This window comes from Rhizobium leucaenae USDA 9039, from assembly GCF_000426285.1.
Classification (GTDB): domain Bacteria; phylum Pseudomonadota; class Alphaproteobacteria; order Rhizobiales; family Rhizobiaceae; genus Rhizobium; species Rhizobium leucaenae.
The window spans coordinates 24,951-48,218 of the sequence record NZ_AUFB01000020.1; the positions used below are offsets into that span (position 1 = coordinate 24,951).

23 protein-coding genes are annotated in these 23,268 nt (G+C 58.8%); 4 read left to right on the forward strand and 19 right to left on the reverse strand.

Annotation, left to right across the window (positions count from 1 at the left end; all coding sequences use genetic code 11):
- Positions 1-28: 28 nt before the first annotated feature.
- From gabD to K290_RS34925, 3 genes are read left to right on the forward strand one after another with little or no spacing between them, the layout of a single operon-like run.
- Positions 29-1,489: an NADP-dependent succinate-semialdehyde dehydrogenase gene (gene gabD / locus K290_RS0124495; protein ID WP_028754292.1), complete on the forward strand. Its 1,461-nt coding sequence runs from the start codon at positions 29-31 to the stop codon at positions 1,487-1,489.
- Positions 1,489-2,073, forward strand: coding sequence for an adenylate kinase (locus tag K290_RS0124500; protein WP_028754293.1), 585 nt, complete (start codon positions 1,489-1,491; stop codon positions 2,071-2,073). Before gabD ends, K290_RS0124500 begins: the two co-directional genes overlap by 1 nt.
- 48 nt (positions 2,074-2,121) lie before the next feature.
- Positions 2,122-3,078 carry an XdhC family protein gene (locus K290_RS34925; protein WP_051264205.1) on the forward strand — a complete coding sequence of 319 codons (957 nt, stop codon included), beginning with the start codon at positions 2,122-2,124 and terminating at the stop codon, positions 3,076-3,078.
- Between the two features lie 110 nt (positions 3,079-3,188).
- Here K290_RS34925 and K290_RS0124510 read toward each other — a convergent pair whose 3' ends face one another.
- From K290_RS0124510 to K290_RS0124540, 7 genes are all read right to left on the reverse strand, one after another.
- Positions 3,189-3,845: a nucleotidyltransferase family protein gene (locus K290_RS0124510; protein WP_028754294.1), complete on the reverse strand. Its 657-nt coding sequence runs from the start codon at positions 3,843-3,845 to the stop codon at positions 3,189-3,191.
- A 550-nt stretch (positions 3,846-4,395) separates the two neighbouring features.
- Positions 4,396-5,223 carry a phosphogluconate dehydrogenase C-terminal domain-containing protein gene (locus K290_RS0124515; protein WP_028754295.1) on the reverse strand — a complete coding sequence of 276 codons (828 nt, stop codon included), beginning with the start codon at positions 5,221-5,223 and terminating at the stop codon, positions 4,396-4,398.
- Between the two features lie 413 nt (positions 5,224-5,636).
- Positions 5,637-6,521, reverse strand: a complete 885-nt coding sequence (purU, locus tag K290_RS0124520) for a formyltetrahydrofolate deformylase (RefSeq protein ID WP_028754296.1) — start codon at positions 6,519-6,521, stop codon at positions 5,637-5,639.
- A 30-nt stretch (positions 6,522-6,551) separates the two neighbouring features.
- Positions 6,552-7,355 (reverse strand): 3-methyl-2-oxobutanoate hydroxymethyltransferase, encoded by an 804-nt coding sequence (locus tag K290_RS0124525; protein ID WP_172831071.1) that lies wholly within the window; start codon positions 7,353-7,355, stop codon positions 6,552-6,554.
- Between the two features lie 27 nt (positions 7,356-7,382).
- Positions 7,383-8,609 (reverse strand): NAD(P)/FAD-dependent oxidoreductase, encoded by a 1,227-nt coding sequence (locus K290_RS0124530; protein ID WP_028754298.1) that lies wholly within the window; start codon positions 8,607-8,609, stop codon positions 7,383-7,385.
- An 11-nt stretch (positions 8,610-8,620) separates the two neighbouring features.
- Complete coding sequence (locus K290_RS0124535; protein WP_028754299.1) at positions 8,621-8,935, reverse strand: MocE family 2Fe-2S type ferredoxin; 315 nt, start codon at positions 8,933-8,935, stop codon at positions 8,621-8,623.
- A gap of 21 nt (positions 8,936-8,956) precedes the next feature.
- Positions 8,957-10,045, reverse strand: a complete 1,089-nt coding sequence (locus K290_RS0124540; protein ID WP_028754300.1) for a fatty acid desaturase family protein — start codon at positions 10,043-10,045, stop codon at positions 8,957-8,959.
- 195 nt (positions 10,046-10,240) lie between these two features.
- On the opposite strand from K290_RS0124540, the gene K290_RS0124545 reads away from it, so the two are divergent.
- Positions 10,241-11,281 (forward strand): LacI family DNA-binding transcriptional regulator, encoded by a 1,041-nt coding sequence (locus K290_RS0124545; RefSeq protein ID WP_028754301.1) that lies wholly within the window; start codon positions 10,241-10,243, stop codon positions 11,279-11,281.
- A 309-nt stretch (positions 11,282-11,590) separates the two neighbouring features.
- On the opposite strand, the gene K290_RS0124550 is transcribed toward K290_RS0124545, so the two are convergent.
- From K290_RS0124550 to K290_RS0124605, 12 genes are all read right to left on the reverse strand, one after another.
- Complete coding sequence (locus K290_RS0124550; protein ID WP_028754302.1) at positions 11,591-12,871, reverse strand: DUF3422 domain-containing protein; 1,281 nt, start codon at positions 12,869-12,871, stop codon at positions 11,591-11,593.
- Between the two features lie 132 nt (positions 12,872-13,003).
- Positions 13,004-13,858, reverse strand: coding sequence for an NAD-dependent epimerase/dehydratase family protein (locus tag K290_RS0124555; RefSeq protein ID WP_028754303.1), 855 nt, complete (start codon positions 13,856-13,858; stop codon positions 13,004-13,006).
- A 74-nt stretch (positions 13,859-13,932) separates the two neighbouring features.
- Complete coding sequence (locus K290_RS0124560; protein WP_028754304.1) at positions 13,933-14,655, reverse strand: haloacid dehalogenase type II; 723 nt, start codon at positions 14,653-14,655, stop codon at positions 13,933-13,935.
- A gap of 49 nt (positions 14,656-14,704) precedes the next feature.
- A complete protein-coding gene (locus K290_RS0124565) occupies positions 14,705-16,021 on the reverse strand; it encodes an MFS transporter (RefSeq protein WP_081670429.1) in 1,317 nt (438 codons plus the stop codon).
- 46 nt (positions 16,022-16,067) lie between these two features.
- Entirely contained in the window at positions 16,068-16,715 is a 648-nt protein-coding gene (otnC, locus tag K290_RS0124570) for a 3-oxo-tetronate 4-phosphate decarboxylase (protein WP_028754306.1), read from the reverse strand.
- On the reverse strand, positions 16,715-17,983 hold the full coding sequence (gene otnK, locus K290_RS0124575) for a 3-oxo-tetronate kinase (protein WP_028754307.1): 1,269 nt from the start codon (positions 17,981-17,983) through the stop codon (positions 16,715-16,717). The genes otnC and otnK overlap by 1 nt, the downstream gene beginning before the upstream one ends.
- Positions 17,984-17,986: 3 nt before the next feature.
- The gene (locus K290_RS0124580) at positions 17,987-19,465 is read right to left on the reverse strand and encodes an aldehyde dehydrogenase (RefSeq protein WP_028754308.1); all 1,479 of its coding nucleotides are present in this window, start codon (positions 19,463-19,465) and stop codon (positions 17,987-17,989) included.
- Positions 19,466-19,479: 14 nt separating this feature from the next.
- Positions 19,480-20,190: a haloacid dehalogenase type II gene (locus tag K290_RS0124585; RefSeq protein WP_081670430.1), complete on the reverse strand. Its 711-nt coding sequence runs from the start codon at positions 20,188-20,190 to the stop codon at positions 19,480-19,482.
- Positions 20,187-20,516: a putative quinol monooxygenase gene (locus K290_RS0124590; protein ID WP_028754310.1), complete on the reverse strand. Its 330-nt coding sequence runs from the start codon at positions 20,514-20,516 to the stop codon at positions 20,187-20,189. Before K290_RS0124590 ends, K290_RS0124585 begins: the two co-directional genes overlap by 4 nt.
- On the reverse strand, positions 20,513-21,628 hold the full coding sequence (locus tag K290_RS0124595; protein ID WP_028754311.1) for an isocitrate/isopropylmalate dehydrogenase family protein: 1,116 nt from the start codon (positions 21,626-21,628) through the stop codon (positions 20,513-20,515). Before K290_RS0124595 ends, K290_RS0124590 begins: the two co-directional genes overlap by 4 nt.
- A 13-nt stretch (positions 21,629-21,641) precedes the next feature.
- Entirely contained in the window at positions 21,642-22,349 is a 708-nt protein-coding gene (locus K290_RS0124600; RefSeq protein WP_028754312.1) for a GntR family transcriptional regulator, read from the reverse strand.
- Between the two features lie 28 nt (positions 22,350-22,377).
- A complete protein-coding gene (locus K290_RS0124605) occupies positions 22,378-23,238 on the reverse strand; it encodes an NAD-dependent epimerase/dehydratase family protein (protein ID WP_028754313.1) in 861 nt (286 codons plus the stop codon).
- Positions 23,239-23,268: the final 30 nt, after the last annotated feature.

Here is a 23,268-nt window from a genome sequence, read left to right on the forward strand (position 1 = left end):
GAACAAATTTCACGAAAGGACAGTCAAAATGGCAGCACTCAAACTCAAGGATCCATCCCTTCTGCGCGGCCAATGTTTCATTGCGGGCGAGTGGCTGGACGCTGATGACGGCCAGGCGATTGATGTCGACAATCCGGCAGACGGCACGACGATCGCTACCGTTCCGAAGATGGGCCGCACCGAGACCAGACGAGCCATCGCGGCGGCGGAGGCGGCATTGCCGGCCTGGCGCGCACTGACCGGCAAGGAGCGGGCGGCGATCCTGCGCAAATGGTTCGAGCTCCTGATGGAGAACCAGGACGACCTCGCCTCCATCATGACCGCAGAGCAGGGCAAGCCTTTTCCGGAAGCCAAAGGCGAAATTGTCTATGCCGCGTCTTATATCGAATGGTTCGGCGAAGAAGCAAAGCGCGTCTATGGCGACACTATTCCGGCTCCGACCGCGGACAAACGTATCGTCGTCATCAAACAGCCGATCGGGGTGTGCGCAGCGATCACGCCATGGAATTTTCCGGCTGCAATGATCACCCGGAAAGTCGGACCAGCGCTGGCCGCGGGCTGCACGATGGTGATAAAACCGGCGAGCCAGACGCCATTGTCGGCGCTAGCCCTGTGCGTGCTGGCCGATCGGGCCGGCGTGCCGAAGGGCGTGTTGTCGTGCGTGACCGGATCGGCCTCGGACATCGGCGCTGAGTTGACCTCAAATCCCACCGTTCGAAAGCTGAGCTTCACCGGTTCGACGGAGATCGGCAAGGCCCTGATGGCGCAATGCGCGCAGACGGTCAAACGGACGTCAATGGAGCTTGGGGGCAACGCGCCGTTCATCGTCTTCGACGATGCCGATGTCGAAGCGGCGGTCAAGGGTGCGATTGCTTCAAAATATCGAAATGCCGGTCAGACCTGCGTGTGCGCCAACCGCTTTCTGGTCCAGTCAGGAATTCATGACGCTTTCGTCAAGCGGTTGGCAGAAGTAGTGTCCGGCCTCAAAGTCGGGAGCGGTTTTGATGAAGATGTCCAGATCGGTCCACTGATCGACGACAAGGCCGTCGCGAAAGTCGAGGAGTTGGTCTCGGATGCCGTCGGCCGTGGCGGCCGTGTCGTGGCAGGAGGACGCCGCCACGCCCTCGGCCACCGCTTTTTCGAAGCAACGGTCCTTGCCGATGTATCGCCCGATGCTCAGATCTTCGCTGAAGAAATCTTCGGGCCTGTTGCGCCCGTCTTCCGTTTCGACACCGAGGAGGAGGCGATCCGCCTCGCCAACAACACCCAGTTCGGGCTGGCCGCCTATTTTTATGGCCGTGACATCGCGCGCGTCTGGCGCGTCGCCGAGGCGCTCGAATACGGCATCGTCGGCATCAACGAGGGTCTAATCTCGACCGAGGTCGCTCCTTTCGGTGGCGTGAAGGAAAGCGGCAACGGTCGCGAGGGATCGAAGTACGGCATGGATGATTATCTAGAGATCAAATATATGTGCATGGGGATTTCATGATGGTCAATCTGGTCCTCATTGGCCCCCCGGGAGCCGGGAAAGGGACGCAGGCCGAGCGTCTCGTGCGGGACTACGGGCTTTTGCATATCTCCACCGGAGATCTGCTGCGCGAGGCGATCAGAGCAGAGACATCGCTCGGGCTTGCGGCCAAGGCGGCAGTCGATAGCGGGACACTCGTCCCGGATGAGGTCGTAGTCGACCTGGTTGAACAACGTTTGTCTGACAGAAAACCGGAACAAGGATTTATCCTGGACGGCTTTCCGCGAACGGTTGCGCAGGCCGAGGCGCTAGAGCGCCTGCTTTACAGCCTAAACAGGCCGCTCGATCACGTCGTCATATTCGATATCGCGATCGACCTCCTCGAAGCGCGGATTGCGAAGAGAGCCGAACAGTCGCGCGCCGTCGGCGCTCAAACACGCTCCGACGATAACGCCGAGGTGTTGAAGAAAAGAGTCGAAGAGTTTGCTCGCGCTACGGCGGCGTTGTCGCCGTTCTACGAACATCGCCGGTTGCTTCGTCGTGTTGACGCTGCGGCCGGCATTGACAACGTCGCCGCCCAAATCGGCGCTTTGCTGGAGCGGTGAATTAAGTCTGGTGGTGAACTTCTGACCAATATTGATGGGAGGTCGCTAGTGACCCGGCAGGATTTTTGTGAGAACGATGTGGTGGTCCCGACGGTCGCGCTTGTGACAGACGAACCGGCCAGAATCCTGCGCTATGCGCGCGATTCTTTTCTTGCCGGTGTCCCAGTTGCCTTGGTTACGCTGGTTGAGGTTCGCGGCGGCGCGGCGCGCGCGGTTGGAGCACAGATGGCAGTGCGAGGAGACGGCCGATACTGCGGCTTTGTCTCCGGTGGCTGTACCGAAGCAGCCATTGCCGCGGAAGCTGTCGAGGCTCTGCGCAATGGGCGTGATCGATTCCTGCGGCTTGGAGAAGGTTCGCCATTCTTCGATATCGTGCTTCCTTGCGGGGGAGGGATCAACCTCTCAATTCACATCCTCAAAAATGCAGATCCGGTGGGCCAGGTTTTGTCACATCTGGCCTCCCGACGCCCCGCTAGTCTTCGGTATACGCCTGGATCAGAATCAATGGAGTTCGGTGGAGAGGGCAGCCGGAACCAAATCGGCTGGTTCGACGGAACTTTCATTACGCGCTACCAGCCGGTCATCCGCCTCCTTCTTTGCGGACGATCGGTCGAACTGGCAACAACCGCCGCTGTGGCGACGGCGGCCGGCTATCAGGTCGAGCAGATGGACCCGACCATCGAAAGTAATGCGTTCGCTTCTAAGATTGACATGTTTTCCGCAGTTGCGTTGCTGTTCCACGACCTTGACCGGGAGTTGCCATTGCTCCAGGGCGCGTTGTCCTCCGATTCATTTTACATCGGCGCTCTGGGAAGCAGGCGGACCCACGAGAAACGGATCGCCTTGCTTCGCAAGCATGGCTTTGATGACGCGGATATCGCCAGGATCAAAGCGCCGATAGGCATCTTCGACAAGGCCAGAGATGCTTCGTCGATAGCGCTTTCTGTAATTGCCGACATCGCAGTGACCAGAACTTTGGCTCAACAGGGATGGGCGGAAGGATAGATGTTCGACTCCGTGGCCCCGGCTATGATTGGTTCCGAGCTGTGTCAGAAGCATCGCGCATTGTCGGAATAGTTCGGGCGGCGTCGCGAACACACGAGAGATCGATCAGATTACGCTTTCAGTATTCCGCCAGCGGCGCGTATCGCCTCGGGCGTGTCCACGTCCAGCAATGCAGCTTCCCCGATCTCTACGGAAACGATTGGCAGGCTGGACGTTTCTATAATCTGACGAGCTCCAACATCGCCTTCGAGGTGCGCCACCGCCTGGAACAGCGATTTTGGAAGTATAACGGGATTTCCCGGCTTGCCGTCTCCCGTCGCGCGGACGACCACTTCGCCATCGGCGATACTGAAAGCCGCAATAAGCTGATCCAGATCGTCGCTTGTCAACCCAGGCATATCGGCGAGCATGACCAACACCGCATCTGCTCCTAGAGCATTGCAGCGTATAACCCCTGAAGCAAGTGATGTTGCCATCCCTTGCTCGTGTATCGGGTTTTCGACACACTCGACAGCCAAGCCATCGAGCGCACCTTCAATTTCAAGTCGGCGATGACCTGTGACAACGATCACAGTATCGGCAGTCGAACCGAGCGCCACCTGGGCGGAACGTCGTACGAGAGCAGTGCCGTTAAATTCCGCAAGCAACTTGGACGCACCTGCCTTTCCTATTCGACTGGAACGTCCCGCCGCAAGCAAGATAACGAAAACACGGGGATCGAGAAGGCGCTCTTTGGGTCGCTGATCATTGTCTTCTCTGTTAGACATTGTTTCTCCTACCATATCCGTGCGCGCTAGCCGTCAGCCTCTGTGCGTCCGGCGCTCCTTGAGCCTGCAATACCCTATGATTGAGATCAATGGCCGGATTCATGTTAAGAGGACGCCGTCGCTTTGTCGCAAAGGAATTGTTCGATCTGTCAGGCGACCTCGTCGGCTTCGGTGATCGGAACGCGGCGTTCAACCTGTCGACCGGTCGTGGCGATGAGTTTGCGTATGGCGGACGGCCCTATCCGAGCGACAGACCGAAGCCCTCTGTCCCACGGGACATGTTCACGCCCGATCTTCGTATTGATGCCCTGAAGGTGCAAAAGCAGAAATTCACTGATTTGCGTTTGCAAGCCAGAGGTCGGAGGTTCGGAATTGGTTCAACTGCAAAACGTTGGCTGAAAGGAGGCTCGCGCGGCACGCGGCTTTGCGGAGCGTGTCAGGATTGGCACCAGTCCTCATCCGCGGATTGGAGGCGCGTCCAAGTGTACGCCGCAGTGACGCGATATCCGATAGATTCTGCGGTGCAGACCTCGAGCGAAAAGAGGAATCGTCAGGTGATGCGCCGGATGCTGTCGGCGATTTCCTTGGGCTCGAATACTTTCTTCCAGTCGTCCCTCATCAGAGCAGGAATGCCAAATTCGATCGCCTTGTTGCACGCGTCTGAGAAGACACCAGGCGTTTCCTCGAAAATCACCGCGCCTAGGACGTTCAGGTGGCCGAGCAGGAAATCCCGAGCCGCTTCCTTCGGGACTCCCCGTGCGACGCATTCGTCCATGGCCTGGCGCATGACGACAAGGAGCGAAGCGCAGACCGTTTCCGACAGGCCGGGTTCGAGCAAGGCGATTTGTTCAACCGTGACCCGGTGCGATCGCATGACAGGTGCCCAGATCACTTTGGCCACCTCTTCCCCAAGAGCATAATGTTCTTCGGGGCCTTGCATCAGCGCGGAGACTATGTGCTGCTTGGCCGCCATTCCTCCGAAGAAATCGCGCTTCGCGTGCGGGTCCGTCTCGTCGTTGAAGATCGGAGGATGGCATGGATGGGTCACGAAGTACGTGAGGTCCGGACGATCCGGCAGGTGTCCGGCCGCCGGAGCCGCAGCGTCGAGCGCAATCACCATCGTGCCCGGTCGGAGTTTCGCCTCAATGCTCGAGGCCACTTTGCCTATTGCAGTGTCCGGGACGGCCAATATGACCACGTCGACGCCGTCAAGCGCCTGATCGACATCAACGGTGTCGATGCCAAGTTCTTTCTCAAGGCGAGCCTTGCCGCTGGCGCTCACTTCGACGTGGCGAACGTCGAACCGAGAGCCCTTGAGATTTTTCGTCAGGCGGCATCCCATTTTTCCACCAGCACCGAACAGCGCAACCGAGGTCATGAACTCCCCCTCATTGAGTGATATGACGTTATACCTTATTGCCTGGAGTGGTGATTAGTCAATCACTCAGAGAGGCAATGTGATGTGGTCGCGATGGCGGAAGCGACGCAAGTCTACGCGAAAGCTGTGATGGCTAATCAGTGCTGGCAAGGGCGCCCCCATTCAATCGGACTCCACGAGTATGCGTGAATAGCGGCTCTGCATTGAGCTTAAAAATCAGAGTTGACAGTCCGCGTGGGGCGGTCCTTCGACGCGAAGCTGTAGCCCCATTGCGTCTCCTCTCTCCTTATTAACTCGTAAGCGCGACTTGCAGGACGAAAGTGATAGCCAACTCTGTCTTCGTCCCTGCATCTTTTTCAAGATCTCCTGCGGCCGCCTTCACAAGTCCCCTGTCTGCGATCGATGATTTTATGTCAGCCCATCCTTTCAGAGGCGTGGGAGCCTGGGCTTGCTGGAAACACTACTGTGCGGTTTCCATTAATGAACGTTCGATGATGAATGTGAGCATGAACGGCACGCGCCAGTACTTGACTCTCGACATCTCTGCCGATTGAGACATAGTCGTCGGCACTCTGGGCGTGGGTAATGCGGGCGGTATCCTGCTCGATGATTGGACCCTCGTCTAGGTCGGCCGTGACATAGTGCGCTGTCGCCCCGATCAGCTTGACGCCACGCTCATAGGCCTGCTTGTAAGGGCTGGCGCCCTTAAAGCTGGGCAAGAAAGAGTGGTGGATGTTTATGATCCGCCCTGACATCTCCTGGCACATCCGATCGGAAAGAACCTGCATGTAGCGGGCCAGGACGATCAGGTCAGTGCCGGTCGTCAGCACCAGATCCATGATTCGCTCCTCTGCCTGCGGCTTGTTCTCCTTCGTCACTGGGATGTGATGGAAGGGGATGTCGTGATTGACGACGATCTTCTGATAGTCGAGATGGTTGGACACCACCCCGACAATATCGATCGGCAGGGCACCGATGCGCCAGCGATAGAGAAGGTCGTTGAGGCAGTGGCCAAAGCGCGACACCATCAGCAGAACCTTCGTCCGGCTCTTTGCGTCGTGGATTTCGGATGTCATGCCGAATTTTTCCGCGATCGGTTTGAAACCTGCGATAAGCTTGTCCCGTGTCTCTCCTCCCTCCGAGATGAACGAGACCCGCATAAAGAATCTTCCCGTGTCGAGATCGTCGAACTGTGACGAATCCACAATATTACACCCCACATCGGCCAGATAGCTTGAGATCGCGGCCACGATGCCGCGCGCCGACTCGCAGGATACGGTCAGATTGTAGGTTTTCATCGTCTTCTTATCCTTCTAAAAAAATGGCGTTCAAGCTTGATCCAGCATTCTCAGGAACGCGCCCATCTCTTCGGCATTGATCCCGACGAGATGCTTTTCTTCAGGGTAAGCACCGGTTCTGACATCCTCAGCAAACTCCTTGAAAGCGGCGATGCGCTCACGCTGCAGCCGGTCATGTTCGGCGGCGAAGTTACGGTAGACCTTGGCATGGCGGGGATAGTGGTCACGATTGGCGCCGAGCACATCGTCGGCGAAGAGATATTGGGCGTCGCAGCCGCCGCCTGCCCCCATCGAGATCATCAGCATCGAGGTGTTGCTGCTGATGGCGGCGGCGACGTCCCCCGGCACGACTTCGATTTCGGCGGCGAAGGCGCCGGCCTCTTCGAGCGCCTTGGTCTGCCGCCAGATCTCGGCCGCGCTCGCCGCCGTCTTGCCGACGGCGCGGAAGCCGCCCGTCCAGGTCGCTTTCGACGGGATCAGCCCGAGATGGCCGCAGACGGGGATGCCCTCGTCGCGCAGGCGCCGGATCGTCTGCAGGCTTGCGGCGCAATAGACGGCATCGCCGCCGGCCTTCAGCGCCGCGAATGCGGCGCGCAGATAATCTTCGGCCGAGACATGGTCGCCATATTCGAGACCCGGAATGGCAAAGGGCGTGGGGGCGATCTCGCGGAAGACCGGACCGAGCAGCGACGGCGGCACCGAGACAATGTCGATCCCGGCCTTTTCGGCGGCTTCGGCCTCCTCGAGCGAGGTGACTCGCAGCATAGTCAGCTGGCGCTTGCCCTTTTCCGCAAGCAGATCGGCAACGGTTGCACGCTTATGTTTTTTCATCATCAATTCCTTTGAAAATAATTGGACGGCTCAGGCGGCCAGAAGGGATTTCAGCTTGACGTTGCTTGCCGTCAGCGCAGTAGGGTCCGGACGGGCGCCGGCCGCGATCAACATTTCCGCAAGTCTGATGTCGCGCGCCACGGCGTTGCCCGGTCCGATGCCGCTTGCGGCGACCAACCGGCCATCGGCATCGAGGTGGAAGAGAATGAATGCGTCTGGGCCGAGGTCGCGGCGCAGATGCAGCACCGCCCCTTCGGCGAGGCCCGATATCTGCAGCGTCATGTCATATTGATCCGACCAGAACCACGGCACGGATGAAACGGCTTCGTCGAGGCCGAGCATGTTGGCTGCGGCCAATGTGCCCTGCTCCTGGGCATTGCGCCAGGATTCGAGCCTGACGCGCCGGCCGCCATAGATCGGCAGCGGAAAGGAGCAGCAGTCGCCGGCGGCAAAAACATCAGGCGCCGAGGTCCGGAGGCAGGTGTCGACGGCAATGCCGTTTTCGATCGTAAGCCCCGCCTTTTCGGCTATGTCGACATTCGGCCGCGCGCCGATGCCGACGACGGCGAGATCCGCCTCTGCCACCTCGCCAGTTGATAGTTTGACGACGGCCTTCCCGCTTTCCTCGGTCAATGTCTCGATCGAGACGCCGCAGCGGATATCGACACCTTCGGCCCGGTGGCGTTCGGTGAGCAGATGGGCGATCTCCTCGGGCACACCGCGTTTCAGCACCCGCTCCAGCCCCTCGATAACGGTGACGTCGGCGCCAAGCAAGCGCGCCGTCGCGGCAAGCTCCAGCCCGATGAAGCCGCCGCCGATAATGGCGATATGCCGCCCCGGCTTCATGGCTTCGCGCAGGGCGGCCGCATCATCGTGGGTTCGAAGCGAACGAATATGCGGATTGCCTTCGGGGGCGCCGGGAAACGATCGGGCGGCAGCGCCCGTCGCCAGCAGAAGCTTGTCGTAGGAGAGCGTGGTGCCATCCGCTAGCATGACGGTCCGGGAGGCAGGATCGAAATCCCTGGCCTCAATGCCGGTCAGTAGCCGGATGGCGCTTTCGGCGTATTTTTCCGCAGCGGCGATGAATTTCGGATCGCCGGCATCGGCAGCAGACGCCTTGGAAAGGGGCGGCCGCTCATAGGGGTGAAGGGGTTCGGCACCAACAAGCGTTATCTCGCCGGCAAAACCCTTTTCCCGCAAGGCGAAGGCGGCGCGTGCACCGCATTCGCCGGCCCCGATGATGACGAAATGAGCCACATCCGCCTCCTTCAGACCGATATGAAGACGGTGTCGCCTTCGACCTTGACCGGATAGGTCTTGAGATTGACGCAGACCGGCGCGCCCTTGGCTTCGCCCGTCTTGTAGTTGAAGCGGCCATTATGTTTCGGACATTCGATGATCTCATCCATGACAAGCCCGTCGGCGAGATGGATATGTTCGTGCGTGCAAAGCCCGTCGGTGGCGAAGAATTCGTCATCCGGGCTGCGGTAGACTGCAAAACTGCGCCCGCCGTGATCGAAGCGGATGACATCCTCTTCGTCGATCTCGTCCTTGGCGCAGACTTCGATCCAGTTTCCGCTCATCTTATCCTCCCTCGATCGTGATTATTGTGCCGCAGGGGCCAGTTCGTTGTGGAATTCTTCGCGATAGGGCCGAGCGGTTGCCGGCAGTTCGCGCCTCAGGAAATAGTCCTCGTTGCGCAACTGGCGCAGGAAGGCCGGGATCATCTCGCGATAGCCGGAACAGATCGACGGGTTCGGTGCCGGCAAGTCATGCTTGATCATCGCATGCAGCTTGGGCAGCGCATGGTAGGGCACCATCGGAAACATGTGATGTTCGACGTGGTAGTTCATGTTCCAGTAGATGAAGCGGCTGACCGGGTTCATATAGACCGTGCGGCTGTTCAGCCTGTGGTCGATCACATTGTCGGCAAGACCGCCATGCTGCAGCAACCCGGTGAGCACATGGTGCCAGGCGCCATAGAGGCGCGGCAGGCCGATCAGCATCAGCGGCAGGATCGAGCCCATTGCGACGGCGGTTGCGATCGTCGCGACATAGATTGCGAGCCAGATGCGGGCGAAGCGGATCGCCTTCGGTTGTTCCATCTCAGGAATGAAGGTCTTTTCCGCGGCGCTGAGGGAGCCGAAGGCATTGCGCAGCATGTCGATGAGCGCGTGCCAGACGTCGAGAATGCCGAAGAAATTGAGGACCAGCCGGAGAAGATCCGGCGGCCGCATGACGGCGATTTCGGGATCACGGCCGACGATGACGGTATCGGTATGATGGCGAGCATGGCTCCAGCGCCAGGTCACCGGATTGCGCATGATCATGAAGCAGGCGATCTGATAGATGGCATCGTTCATCCAGCGCGTCTTGAAGGCCGTGCCATGGCCGCATTCGTGCCAGCGGCTGTCGGAGGCTGAGCCATAGAGCACGCCATAAGCGAGGAAGAAGGGCAGCGCGATCCATGAGCCCCAGAAAAAGATGCCGAGCCCGGCAAGGACCACCATGCTGCCGAGCCAGATGATGGTGTCACGGATCGCCGGTGCATCCGAGCGCTGCATCAGCGCCTTCATCTCCTTGCGCGGAATATCGGTGTGATACCATTCGGCTGCCGCCAGCCCCGTCTCGACGGCGGTGCGTCCGCTTTCGCCTAAAAGGCTGTAATCGCGCTTTCGCTTCGCTTTTGGCATACTGCTCCTCCAGTCAAGACGAGCCGAGGATATGCGAGCGTTATCCGAACCTCAACGCGAGTATGATAATTTCTATCAAACTCATCATGGACCCATGGACTGTGATGATGATTTCATCATGAATGCGGCTTGCGAATCCTACGAGATTGCGAAATCCTGTCGCCGGCTGGGCCCACTTTAGGAAGGAGGCTGAAATTGGCGGCAAAACCAAGACCGACAGCTGCCGATATCGCAAGACTTGCAGGCGTTGGCGTGGCAACGGTCGATAGAGTTCTCAACGGCAGAGCCCCTGTGAGAAAGGAAACGGTCGATCGCGTAAGAGAGGCGGCGGAGCATCTCGGCTATCATGCCTTGCCTCTCATAAGGCGCCGGGCGACAGCGAGGATTGCAAACGTCCGACTTGGCTTCGTGCTTCAGAAACAGGCGGATCCGTTCTATCAGAACGTCGCTGCTGTTCTTCGTCGAGAGTTTTCATGCAGGCCTGAGGTTAACGGAAAGGTCGAGATTGTTTTCGTGGATGATATCTCCGCGAAGTCGCTGGGGGAAAAAATCTCAGAGGTCGGAATCAGGACGGACGCAGTCGCGTGTGTGGCGATCGAACATCCGCTTGTCGTGCAAGCGGTCGATGAACTGAATCTCCGAGGTAAGCCGGTCTTCACCCTACTGTCTGGAATTTCAGCGCGAGGGATTACCGGCTATATTGGTCTAGATAGCCGCAAGGTAGGCCGCACGGGTGCGTTCATCATCGCGAAGATGGCCCGCGCCGAAGGCAAGATCGCTACATTGGTAGGAAGCCATAGATACCGGGGCCAAGAGCTCAGTGAGATTGGATTTCGATCCTACTTCCGGGACATTGGGGAAGAGGCCCGGCTGCTTGAGACAATCGTGAATCTTGACGACCCAGAGGTGGCTCGGGAAGTCACAACAAGCCTCCTTGATCGACATGTCGATCTCGCGGCTATCTATGATGCAGGTGGCGGACGGGATGGAATAATTCAGGCAATTCGAAGTCATGGCAGTGGGCTGCGGCCGGTCGTCGTATGCAACGACCTTACCGGTGCGACGCGATCCGCACTGATTGACGGCATTATCACTTGTGTCCTCTGCTTGCCGGTCGAGGCATTTGCGCGTGCCGTCATTGACGAGATGGTTGCCTCCATTATAGGCGTACGGCCGGTTGCGCCAAACCGGACTTTACCGTTCGACGTCATTTTTGCCGAGAATTTGCCGTCATAGGCCGGCAGCTCGTTCAAATCTCGCTATGAGCTTTCACCGCGCTCGTCCCTTCGGTACCGGCTGGAAAGCTGAGGTCGCCAACGCTTCAGCGATTGTGGAAGGACCCACTCACAAAAATAAGTATCTGATACACCACCACGTCGATAGCAACTGAGGCGCTGTTGTTGGTGCTGTTCACATACTAGCGGCTGGAAATAGCGCCTCACTTCGACGGGGGACGTTTGCTCACGCGCGTTCTGCCGGACGACACTGCCGGCATGGCGGGTCGTACTGCTCCAGTTTGGAGCTCTCAGAGCACCGCCTCCAGCTCTAGTTCTCTGCTTTCAAAGCATGCTTGACGCGGAGGATGGTGATTGCAACAGCTCCCACAACCACTGGAACAGCGACAAGCATGATCACCGGATCGATGTGGAACCCTGCGTGGTCAGCTGTCTCATATAAAAACTTCAGCAAGCTCAGCAAATAGTAGCTGATGGCGATGATCGAAAAGCCTTCGACCGCACGTTGGATCTTGACCTGCGTCGCAGCTCGCTCAGCCATTGCCTGGATCTGTGTGGCATTCTGGAACTCGATCTCGACCTGAATTCGGGTTTGTAGCAGATCGAGTAGGTGCATCGTAGCCCTTGATAGATGCTCGAGCCTCAACGCGGTCGCTTCGCATGTACGAACCGCGGGCTTGAAGCGCCGCTCGACGAAGGTGCCGAAACGTTGGAAGCCGGGGACATGGGTTTCCCGTAGGAGGGCAATCCGTTCTTCCACGATTTTGGCGTAGGCAGCGGTTGCTCCGAACCTGTTTCTGGTTTCAGCGGTGGCGGAAATGATATGCGACGAAAGAACCGTGATCTCGTCAAGCAGCCGCTTGTGCTGCTGTGTAGGCGTGCTCAAGTTGCGATTGGTCAGCTGAACGAGCTCCGCATCATATCCACCGAGAAGCGGGGCAAGCCGTCGCGCCTCCGGCAATCCGAGCAGCGCCATTGATCTGTAGGTTTCGATCTCAAAGATACGGCGCACCATGCGCCCCAGGCGATGTGCGTTCAGGTCCTTGTTGAACAGGATGATCCTGCTTGAATTGTCCGGTCTAACGCGAAAATCGGAGCAGACTTGTGCCGATCCACCGCCGATCGAGGACGCAGCCGTATCGCCGAAACCGAAGGTTTTCAAAACCGGTCCCAGCTCGTCAGGAGAGTTCCCGAGGGCAAGGATACTTACGTGGCAAATAAGCCGAGGAGAGTTCAATCCTGCGAGCCGCGCAAGATCACTTTCCGTGAGATCGGATTCGGGCCAACGCTCGGGGTCTGAGTCCAACTTCCGTAGGCGTGTGACCGTCACGAATTCAGTATGCCGTTCGACCCTGACTGAAATCTCGCCATCGACTTCAAGGGTATCGTGAAACTCCTCGATCGCCCCATCCAAAGGCATGAATGCAACGTGCTCGACGATCGCCGGACCGATGAAATATATCGATGGCCGAGCGTGAAGCTCGGAGTTGAAGTCGGCTGTCTCCGGTTTAAAAGTAGCGGAGCTGCAAACATCTTGTGTGGAAGCGGACGTCGTCGCCGAAACTGCTTCTTCTGCCCAACTTAAAGTCACGTCTATTTCCCCATCCCATCAATACACGAAACGGCGAACCTATATGAACCGGACGGAATCAACTTGAAAACCCCGCTGGTGCAAAGAATCCACCAGCCCGGCGTGCTCGAAGAGCCGCTGAACGTCCAGCCTCTAAGAAACTTCCGTTCGACCGTCGCGCCAGCTGTATCTGGGACGATATCCAAGAATGTCTTGGGCCAACTGGCTTGAAACAAGGCTGCCATGCTCGCCAATTTGTCCTTGGATCGGAACATCGGGATAGTAAGTGGCCACAAGGGCACGTGTTGGCCGAGCCATTACGGTATCATCTGCTGCGATCACGAAATGGTGGAACCCGCTGAGGTCTGAGTTCAATGCAAGCGAAATAGCCTGGGCACAGTCTCGGCTGTCAACGTAAGACCACAAGTTCCATTTCTGAAGTTCTGGATTCTGTTCGGTAGCCTTGAACTCATTGTATTGGTGGGGTTCTTTCACCCAGGAGAACCGCAGACCAATCATCTTGAGAGAAGGATCCCAACGGCAGAACTCGGCTGCGACGGCTTCGTCCACAAGTTTGGACAGAGCGTAACTACTTTCCGGCTTTGAGGTGACGCTATCGTCGACCGGGAAGTAGGGCGGTGGCTCGGCAAAAGGGATGCCAAGCAGGGTCTCGCTGCTTGCAAAAACAATGTTTTTGACGCCTGCGATCTTTGCCGCTTGGAAAACATTGTAACTGATGGCGGTATTTGTGTGAAATATGTGTGTGCTCGGAGCGACGCTCGCGCCCACAATCGCAGCAAGATGAACAATCGCATCAATCTTCGGTTCGAGATCAACGACCGCGTCCAAAACCTGGCCGTAATCCCGCATATCAACGCGAGCGAATGGCCATCTGGTGTCCGACGATGGTACCTCATCAATCCCGATAACCTGATGCCCCTCTTCAAGGAGGCGCTCAATCGCGGCCCGTCCGACTCTTCCACTGCTTCCAGTTACGAGAATTTTCATGAGACAATCTCCTATCGTGGCTGGCTCAACAGTAGGACGCCAAGGCGAAGCGTCGCAACTCAAGCGCCGTCATGTTAACATTCGAGGACATCGGCGAGCTCCGCCAGATCCTTGACAGCTATGTCGCACTCGTCGTCGGCCACTAGATCAGTCGTCTGATCCGGCCCATGTTCGGTCGGCCTGCGGACAAAAACGGTTTTCATTCCGCACCCTCGCGCAGCTTCAAGGTCGTCGTTATGCGCGGCGACCATGGCGGTCTCCTCGATTGATAGGCCGGCACTCTCCGCCGACCTGAAATAGACTTCGGGGCGTGGCTTGTAGTTCTTCGCCGTCTCCGCACCCAGAATGACATCCCAATGCAATTCGGCAAATTTAGAGAGCCACAGCATACCCGCTACGTGTCCGTTCGAGATTGTACCGACGGCGAATTTCCGCTTGAGGCGGTCGATCGCCGCGACCGAGTCCGGCCAGGGGGCGAGTCTTTCCCAGGCCTTGTTGAGATCATTGAGGCCCTGCGCTGTAAACCGTGTCGCATCGACGCCGCTGTAGGCCAGAGTCACCTTCAGATTCTCCAGATTCAAGACGTCAAGGGGCACCCAGGAGCGCTCACCCGTACGCACTCGTTCCATCGCCGGCTGGTACAGAGAGCGCCAATCGCTCGCGAACTTGTACGGATCGAGTACGATGCCTTGGGAGGAAAAGACCTTGTCGACGTGACGGGCCACACTGCCTCGCCAGTCGACGACGGTGCCGAACACGTCGAAACCGAGAAGCTTTACGTCCTTGAAATCTGGCATCTCAAAATCTCCTTGTGTGTGGCCGGACGCTTCCGTCCGGCCATTCATTTCAGACAGTCTTGGGTTTCACGAACATCAGCGCGATCAGCGCGGTGGCCGCCCAGACGGCGGCTACGAGGTAGATGCCCGCATCCGGACTTCCGGTCAGGGTTGTCAGGTAGCCGATGATGAAGGGCGCGACGAACCCAGCGGTAAGGCCGATGCTGTTCACGAACGCGATACCTGTTGCGGCTGCCTTGCCCTTGAGGATCGCGGTCGGGAGCGTCCAGAAGACGGGTAGCGATGCCATCACACCGCTGATCGCCATGCTCATGCCGAGGACAACCATGACGATGTTCGCCTTGAAGATGGTGCTGACGATGAAGCCAGCGATGCCGAGCACGCAGCTACCGAACAGGTGCCAGCGCCGTTCGCCGACGTGGTCCGAATGGCGGTTGACGATCAACATCACAACGACCGCGGCGCCATAAGGTACCGCTGATAGGATGCCGAGTTGAATGGTATCGGTCACGCCAGCGTTTCGGATGAGCGAGGGCATGTAGAAGAAGACGCCCGTCTGGGACAGAACGATACCGAACAATATCCCAGCCAAGAGCAGTACGCCCTTGTCGGAGAAGATTGCCTTAAAGTTGATATCGTGCTTGCGCGTGTCTTCGGCGTCGAGATTGCCGCGTAGCGTCTTCTTTTCGGACGTCGAGAGCCAGGAAGCCTCTTCGATGCTGTTGGTCAGCCATTTAAAGACCACGATTGCCATCAGCACCGCAGGAAGGCCTTCCAAAAGGAACATCCACTGCCATCCCGACATGCCCCAAGCTCCATGCGTTCCCGCGATGATGAAGGCGGAAACTGGAGCACCCAGGACGCCTGCGAATGGAGCGGCGAGATAGAGAAGTGACGTGATGCGCGCCCGGCGATGCGCGGGATACCAATTGAGCAGATAGAAAATCACGCCCGGAAAGAGGCCAGCTTCGCCGACGCCGAGCAGGATTCGTAAAACGTAGAATGACGCTTCCGAGTACACGAAGAGCATCGCCATCGAGATGCAGCCCCAGGTGAAGAGGATTCGCGCGAGCCATCGTCTCGCTCCGAAGCGATGAAGCATGAGGTTGCTTGGCACTTCCGCAAGAGCGTAGCCAATAAAGAACAGCCCGGCGCCCAGGCCATACACCGCTTCGCTGAAATTCAGCTCGGCATTCATCGGTATCTTCGCGAAACTGATGTTGATGCGGTCGAGATATGAGATCGTGTAGCAGGCAAGCAGAATTGGCAGCAGCCTCAGCGTCACCTTCTTATACAAGCTATCCTCGGCGTCCTCGCCCACTTTTACAATGCCGGCTATCGGCGGGTTGTCTGCCCGTTCCATCATGCGTCCTCCTCTTGGTGTTTCGGTTTAGTGCCGCCCCTCCGGTCGGTCACTTCGACGGATCGATTAGGGCACTCCTCTGCTCCTCCGTGAGCGGTCGGATTTCGTGGTTCTGCAGCAGCAAGAAGAGCTTGGCCGTTTCCTCAAGCTCCTCCGTTGCGTATTGGGCGTCGGTGAGTGTCTTCCCTGCGACGACCGGGCCATGGTTTGCCATCAGCACTGCATGATGATCCGCGGCGGCGGCTCCCACCGCCGCCGCCAAGGCTTGGTCTCCGGGAGGAAAGTACGGCACGAGCGGCAGGGCGCCGACGCGCATCACGTAGTAGGCGGTCAATGGGGGCAGGACGTCTCGGTGATCGACCTTTTTGAGAACGCTGGCGGCCACCGAATAGGTTGAATGCAGGTGCACGACAGCGCGTCGCCCGTCCTTGCCGCAGTACATGCACTGGTGAAGGAACGCCTCCTTTGTCGGCCTGTCCCCGCTCTCGTGAATGCCGTCCGCGGAGAACAGCGAGAGTCTTGCGGGGTCGAGGCCGCCGAGCGACGCGTTGGTTGGTGTCATGAGCATGCGACCATCTGAGAGTCGGACGCTGATGTTGCCGGTCGACCCAGCTGTCAGACCACGGTCAAAGAGAGATTTGCCAACGTCGACGATCTCGTCACGGACTTTTGTTTCTTCGGATATCGTTGCAACCATCAGAGGCGATCCCATGCATCGATGAAGAAGCGCGGGCCACCGAAGTTGCCAGACTTTAGTGCTAAGGAAAGTTGCCGTCCATTGCTGGTCGCGCCGACCCAAGGAACGCCGGGAGTGATCTCGTTCCCAATAGCAAGTTGGTCGACGCCAAGCGACTTCACGACCGCGCCCGAGGTTTCGCCGCCGGCGACGATCAGCTCGTTCACTCCGTTCTCGACAAGCTTGCGTGCGATTTCCGACAGGGCTTTCTCGACCAGGTCGCCGGACTCAGCGACACCTAGCCTGCTCTGGTTTGCCTTCACTTCGTCTGGTTTAGCGGTGGCATAGAACAGGAGCGGCTTCGGGCCGAGCCGCTTGGACGACCAGTCGAGAGCCTCGCCGACGACGTCGCGTCCTTCAGCAAGGCTTGCAACGTCGATGCGGAATCCCTCGTGATCGGCCAGCATTGTCTTAACCTGGTCGTTAGTTGCGACGGAGCAGCTCCCGGAGATGACCGCGCGATGCCCGCCCTTGCCGAGGGGGAGTGGCTTCTCGCAGCGATTCTGGTCCTGATCAAAGACACGCGTCAGGCCGTAGGCGAGACCGGATGCGCCGGTGAAGAGCTTAAGCCTCCCAAACCCGGATGCGATCTCGATGAGGTCGTCATCGCTTATCGCATCAACCACCGCGATCTGGGGCGCGCCCTTGTCTGCTGCCTCGCGCCATTTTCGGATGGCTGCGGCGCCGAGCTTCACGGTATCGTAGTAGCAGCCCGAGACCACTGCTTTCGTCTGCGGCGCAAGCACCCGCAGGAGGTTGGCATCGGTCATCGGCGTGAGCGGATGGTTCCGCATCCCGGACTCGTTCAGCGGAACGTCACCGACGAACAGGTTGCCCTTGTAGATCGTGCGTGCGTTTGCTGGAAACGCCGGGCATGCGATCGTGAAGTTCTCGCCCAACTCTGCCAGCATGGCGTCCGTCACCGGGCCGATGTTGCCTTGGGTGGTAGAGTCGAAGGTCGAGCAGTACTTGAAGAAGAATTTCTCCGCACCCCGTCCGCGAAGCCAGCGAAGGGCGCTTAACGACTCCTCGATGGCCGCTTTGGGATCGATCGTTCTCGTCTTCAACGCGACCACGATCGCGTCGGCGTGGATTTGCCGATCGTCATCCGGAATGCCAATGACGACGATTGTCTTCAACCCACCCCGTGCAAAGATGTTGGCAACATCGGTCGCACCCGTGAAGTCGTCGGCTACGCAGCCGACAAGCAGCTTTCCGGAGACTGTCATGGTTCACCTCATGATGAAGGGGTTGGCAACGTCCTCGGCTGTCGAGATCATCACGCTCTTCGTCTGCATGTACTGCTGGATCGAGGCAATGCCGTTCTCGCGGCCGATGCCGGAGTGCTTGTAACCGCCGAGCGGCGACATGTAGCTGATGACGCGGTAGGTGTTCACCCAGACGGTGCCCGCCTGGATGGCTGCCGAGACCTTCAGAATGCGGCGCATGTCCTGCGTCCAGAACCCGGCGGCAAGGCCGTAGTTCGTGTCGTTGGCAATGTGCACGGCTTCCTCATCGGTGTCGAACGGGATTACCGAAAGCACGGGACCGAAGACTTCCTCTTGCGCGATCCGCATGTCGTTGCGGACGCCGGAGAAGATCGTAGGCTCGACGAACCATCCGTTGGACAGCTCCGGATTGCTGGGGCGACCGCCGCCAAGGACACACTCAGCACCTTCGTTCTTCGCTATTTCGATGTAGTCTAGGATCTTTTCGAGCTGAGGCGGTGTTGTTACCGGCCCGACCTGCGTGTTCGTCGACAGCGGGTCGCCCATGCGCGCCGTCTTGGCGAGATTGACGATCTTCTCGAGGAACTGGTCGTGGATGCTGCGCTGGACGAGAAGGCGCGAACCCGCGATGCAGGTCTGGCCGGTTGCCGCGAAAATGCCTGAGATGACCCCGTTCACCGCGTTGTCGATCTCGGCGTCGTCGAACACGATGTGCGGGCTCTTGCCGCCAAGCTCGAGCGTAACCTTCTTGAAGTTGCGTGCAGCGAGCTCACCGATCTTGCGCCCGGTTCCTTCGCTGCCTGTGAAGGCGATCTTGGCGACGTGCTTGTGCGTGGTCAGCGTCTCGCCGACATCCACGCCGAACCCTGTAACGACGTTGAAGACGCCTGCCGGGAATCCTGCCCTCTCGACAAGCTTCGCGAATTCGAGCGTCGATGCTGAGGTGAACTCCGATGGCTTGGCCACGAACGTGTTGCCAGCCGCGAGCGCGGGCGCGAGCTTGTACGCAAGCAGCAGAAGCGGGGAGTTCCACGGCGTGATGCCGACGCAGACCCCGAGCGGCTCGTTTCGGGTGAAGTTGAACGTGTCCGGCTTGTCGATTGGAACGACCGCGCCTTCGATTTTATCTGCAAGGCCGCCGAAGTAGTAGTACCATTGAGGAATATATTTGAGTTGGAACAGCATCTCGTTGATGAGCTTGCCGTTGTCGATCACCTCGATATTCGCCAGGTGCTCAGCACTCTCAGCGATGAGATCGCCGAGACGGCGCAGCAGATGGCCGCGCGCACTGGCGGTGTACTTCGGCCACAGACCGCTGGTGAAGGCCCGGTGTGCTGCCTCGACCGCACGCTCGGCATCTTCCTTGCCGCCCTTCGGGATCGCTGCCCAGACCTTGCCATTGAAAGGGTTCTTCGTTTCGAACGTCTCTCCGCTGGCAGCGTCTTCCCACCGGCCGTCGATGAACATCTTGTAAGTCTGCATTGTCTTTCTCTCTTCTAGCATCCGAGCTGCCGAGCGAGGTTTTCGATATCGTCGGCGACGTAGTCCCAGTTCTGCTCGGCCGTCAGGTCGGTTGTCTGACCCTCGCCGTATTCGGTGGGCCTTGCGATGAATGCGGTCCTAAGACCAAGGTTGCGCGCGGCGGCCAGGTCGTAGTTGTGCGCTGCGCACATCATTACGGCGTCCGGCTCCAGATAAAGGAGCTTGCAGACGCCGAGATAGGTCTCGGGGTCGGGCTTATAGTGCTGGAACAGCTCGCAGGAGAACACATTGTCCCACGGGAGGTCTGCGTGCTTTGCCATGTTGACCAGGATGGCGACGTTGGCGTTCGACAGAGGCCCGATGATGAACTTTGTCTTCAGCCTGTGGAGACCGCGTGAGGCATCGGGCCAGCCCTCGAGGCGGTGCCAGACCTTGTTGATGTGCATCATCCGGTCTTGATCAAGCTCGGCAAGTCCCATTTCGCCAAAGACCGCCTTAAGGGCGTCGAAATGAAGCTCGTCGAGGTTGGTCCAGGGGAGCTCACCGCCACGCACGCGCGCCTTCTGCGGATTGTAGCGCTCACGCCAGCGGTCAACGAGATTGGCCCAGTCGACCCTAATATTCTGTGTATTTCCCCATGCGGTGAGATCACGAATGATCGAGCCGCGCCAGTCCACGACCGTGCCGAATGTATCGAAGACAATCGCCTTGATACCGGACATCAGAATTGCTCCTTCTTTGCTGACGAGACGCGTTCGAAGGTCTCGACCTTCTTCTCTGTGACCCAGTCGCGAACGGTCTGGTCGAAGTCGAGGAAGTGCGGCGTCTTCAGGTGGAAATCGAAATCGGCCTTCGAGCCGTAGACTTCATAGAGGTAGATGCGCTCCGGCCGCTTGGGGTCGCGGCAGACGTCGAACACTTCGCAGTTCGGCTCGTCTCGGAGCGATGCTGCCGCGTTCTCGATCATCGCCGTGTGAAAGTTCGCCACGAACTCGCCGCTGACGATGAATTCGACGATAACGACGAATCCGGTGGAAGCAGGCGCGCTCATGCGACCTCCTTTCGGACCGCACCGAGAGCGCCGATGACGCTACGGGTCATGTCCGCGCAGTTGGCGGTGCCGCCATACTCCATGGGAACCGCGGCCTTCGTGAAGAGGGTATGCTCGACCGCAGCCTCGATAAGACGCGCGGCATCAGCAAGTTTCGGCTCGCAATGCTTCACCGCCAGCCAGTCGAGCATCATTGCTCCCGACAGGATCATGGCGCTGGGGTTGGCGACGCCTTTCCCGGCGATGTCGGGCGCCGTTCCGTGAGCGGGCTGGAACAGTCCGTAGTGCTCGCCGATGTCGGCGGAGGCGGCCATTCCCATGCCGCCGATCAGTCCGGCTGCGAGGTCGGACAGAATGTCACCGAACATGTTCTCAGTCACAAGAACGTCGAGGGCCCAGGGCTTCTTCACCATGTTGAGCGCAAGCGCATCGACGTAGGCGTAGTCCTTCTGGACGTCCGGATGCTTCTCTGCCACTTCGTCGAAAATCTTCCTGAAGAAGGCCATCGAGCTGAAGACGTTGGCCTTGTCCACGCAGGTAACAACACCGGGCCTCCCACGGCGCTTGCGCTGCGCGGCGAGCTGGAAGGCGAATTCGGTGACCCGCTCGGTACCCGCGCGGGTGATCTGCATCGTGTCGTAAGCTTCCTGGTCGTCCCGGATCTCACCGCGGCCTCGGGCGTAGAACAGTCCTTCGGTCTGTTCGCGGACAAGGACGAAATCGATCCCTTCTGCACGCGGATCTGACAACACCTTCGGAAGTCCCGGAAACCAGCGGATGGGGCGTACCCCTGCGAATAGGCCGAACTCCATGCGCAGGTCGAGCTGGGGAATGATCTCCGTGCCATCAGGGAAGCGGATGTCTGGCCAGCCCATGGCGCCGAAAAGGATTGCATCGGCTTTGCGGCATGCTTCAAGAGCGCTCGCGGGCAGGGCTTCCCCGGACTCGGCGTAGAATTGTGCGCCTGCCTGATGGGTTTCGAAGGACATGGGTGGTGCGCCAGCCGCCTTGACGGCAGCGTCGATGACTTCGAGGCAAGCGGGCATGACCTCGCGGCCGATACCGTCTCCAGGAAGGACTGCGATCTTGAACGAGTTTTTCAGGGATGACATTATTCAGCCTATTCTAAAGATGATTGAGCCCGAGGCGTTCGAGGAGCGCGAGCAGTTCCGTGCCCGCACGCTCGCGGTGCGCCCTATGAATGTTTCTGGCCTTCTCGCGGTCTCCTGCGCGAATTGCCTCCACCAGAGCGGCGTGTTCGCGCGTGGAATTCACGGGCTTCGGACGCATCTTCAAAGTCAGCATCCGAACGCGATGTGCCCGGTCGATGAAGTTGAGCACCACCGACTTCAGCATCTGGTTTCCGCCCAGCTCTAAGAGCTGTTCGTGGAACCGCGCATCGGCCTGCGCCCAGCCTTCCAGATCGTCTTCCGACAATGCGTGATCCATGTCGGCGGTCGCCTTTTCCAGACCATGAAGCTGCTCGTCGGAAAGGCCGCGCCCGGCGGCGAGTTCGGCCGCGGTGCTTTCGAGGGACGTGAGGATCTCGTAGATCTCCTTCATATCCGCCGTCGACACGGGAAGAACACGCATGCCGTGGCGGGGGATCACAGAAACGAGACCGTCCTGCTGCAGGCGCATGAGCGCCTCGCGGACAGGGGTGCGACTCATGCCGAGCTGAGAAGCGACCTCCTGCTCGGTTGCCTGGAAGCCCGGCGGCCATTTGTTGTTCAAGATAAGCTGCCGAAGCTTAAGGTGAGCCGTCGCGGTCATAGTTTTCGCAAAGGATTCCTCCCTGATCTCGGCCGTTTCGGATTGACTGGTCGACGCCATGTGATTCCCCCTGGTCTGGCTGGTTTGCTTAGCCTTCGGCATATCTGCGCCAACTGTGCTCAGGCTTATATCCGAGAACGGACGTAGCCTTCTCGATCGAAAGCAAGGTTTCGGTCCCGTGGGCCGGACGCTTGAACGGAACGCCCGGATACCATTTGGCCACGAGTTCTTCGTTTGACGTGCTCATCACGCTATCGTCGTTAGCGATGATGAAGACTTCAGCACCCGTACCCTGCCATTCAAGCGAGAGTCTGATGGCCTGCGCGCCGTCGCGCGCGTCGATGTAGGTCCACAGGTTGAAGCGACGGCTGCCTGGGTCCTTCTCGAAGTCCGGGAAGCCCTCATATTCGCTCTCGTCCATGACGTTAGAGAAGCGGAGGCAGACGATCTTGAGATCCTTGTCCCAGCGGCAATACTGCTTGGCCATCTCCTCGCCGAGGTGCTTGGAGAGCGAGTAGGACGTTTCGGGGCGGGATTCATACTCCTCGTCGGCGGGGAAGTAGTCCGGCTTGATCGCGTAAGGGATGCCGAGCAGCGTCTCGCTTGATGCCCAGACAATGTTTTTGATGCCGAGCAGCCTGCAGGATTCGAACACGTTGAAGGTCGAGATCGTATTCACCCGGAAGACCTCGGCCGGGGGAACACGGCCCGGCATCGGGACGGCGGCCAGATGCACTACGGCATCGGTCTCCCGGTCGTGATTCCAATCGTAGCCAGCGATGGCCTCCATGGTCGCCCGCATGTCCTCGAAGTCGACCTTGATGAACGGGCACGTGTTCGATTGCGGCTCGACTGTATCAGCGTTGACGACGTCGTGACCGTTCTCGAGAAGATCCTTGATCGTGGCCCGGCCAAGTTTGCCGCTTCCGCCTGTCACTATTACTCGCATTGAAATATTCCTCCTGAATATCTGTTATGG

Coding starts and splice junctions, on each gene's coding strand:
- gabD (WP_028754292.1), top strand. CDS start 29: ATGGCAGCACTCAAACTCAAGGATCCATCCCTTCTGCGCGGCCAATGT.
- K290_RS0124500 (WP_028754293.1), top strand. CDS start 1,489: ATGGTCAATCTGGTCCTCATTGGCCCCCCGGGAGCCGGGAAAGGGACG.
- K290_RS0124510 (WP_028754294.1), bottom strand. CDS start 3,845: ATGTCTAACAGAGAAGACAATGATCAGCGACCCAAAGAGCGCCTTCTC.
- K290_RS0124515 (WP_028754295.1), bottom strand. CDS start 5,223: ATGACCTCGGTTGCGCTGTTCGGTGCTGGTGGAAAAATGGGATGCCGC.
- purU (WP_028754296.1), bottom strand. CDS start 6,521: ATGAAAACCTACAATCTGACCGTATCCTGCGAGTCGGCGCGCGGCATC.
- K290_RS0124525 (WP_172831071.1), bottom strand. CDS start 7,355: ATGATGAAAAAACATAAGCGTGCAACCGTTGCCGATCTGCTTGCGGAA.
- K290_RS0124535 (WP_028754299.1), bottom strand. CDS start 8,935: ATGAGCGGAAACTGGATCGAAGTCTGCGCCAAGGACGAGATCGACGAA.
- K290_RS0124540 (WP_028754300.1), bottom strand. CDS start 10,045: ATGCCAAAAGCGAAGCGAAAGCGCGATTACAGCCTTTTAGGCGAAAGC.
- K290_RS0124555 (WP_028754303.1), bottom strand. CDS start 13,858: ATGAAAATTCTCGTAACTGGAAGCAGTGGAAGAGTCGGACGGGCCGCG.
- K290_RS0124560 (WP_028754304.1), bottom strand. CDS start 14,655: ATGCCAGATTTCAAGGACGTAAAGCTTCTCGGTTTCGACGTGTTCGGC.
- K290_RS0124565 (WP_081670429.1), bottom strand. CDS start 16,021: ATGATGGAACGGGCAGACAACCCGCCGATAGCCGGCATTGTAAAAGTG.
- otnC (WP_028754306.1), bottom strand. CDS start 16,715: ATGGTTGCAACGATATCCGAAGAAACAAAAGTCCGTGACGAGATCGTC.
- otnK (WP_028754307.1), bottom strand. CDS start 17,983: ATGACAGTCTCCGGAAAGCTGCTTGTCGGCTGCGTAGCCGACGACTTC.
- K290_RS0124580 (WP_028754308.1), bottom strand. CDS start 19,465: ATGCAGACTTACAAGATGTTCATCGACGGCCGGTGGGAAGACGCTGCC.
- K290_RS0124590 (WP_028754310.1), bottom strand. CDS start 20,516: ATGAGCGCGCCTGCTTCCACCGGATTCGTCGTTATCGTCGAATTCATC.
- K290_RS0124595 (WP_028754311.1), bottom strand. CDS start 21,628: ATGTCATCCCTGAAAAACTCGTTCAAGATCGCAGTCCTTCCTGGAGAC.
- K290_RS0124600 (WP_028754312.1), bottom strand. CDS start 22,349: ATGGCGTCGACCAGTCAATCCGAAACGGCCGAGATCAGGGAGGAATCC.
- K290_RS0124605 (WP_028754313.1), bottom strand. CDS start 23,238: ATGCGAGTAATAGTGACAGGCGGAAGCGGCAAACTTGGCCGGGCCACG.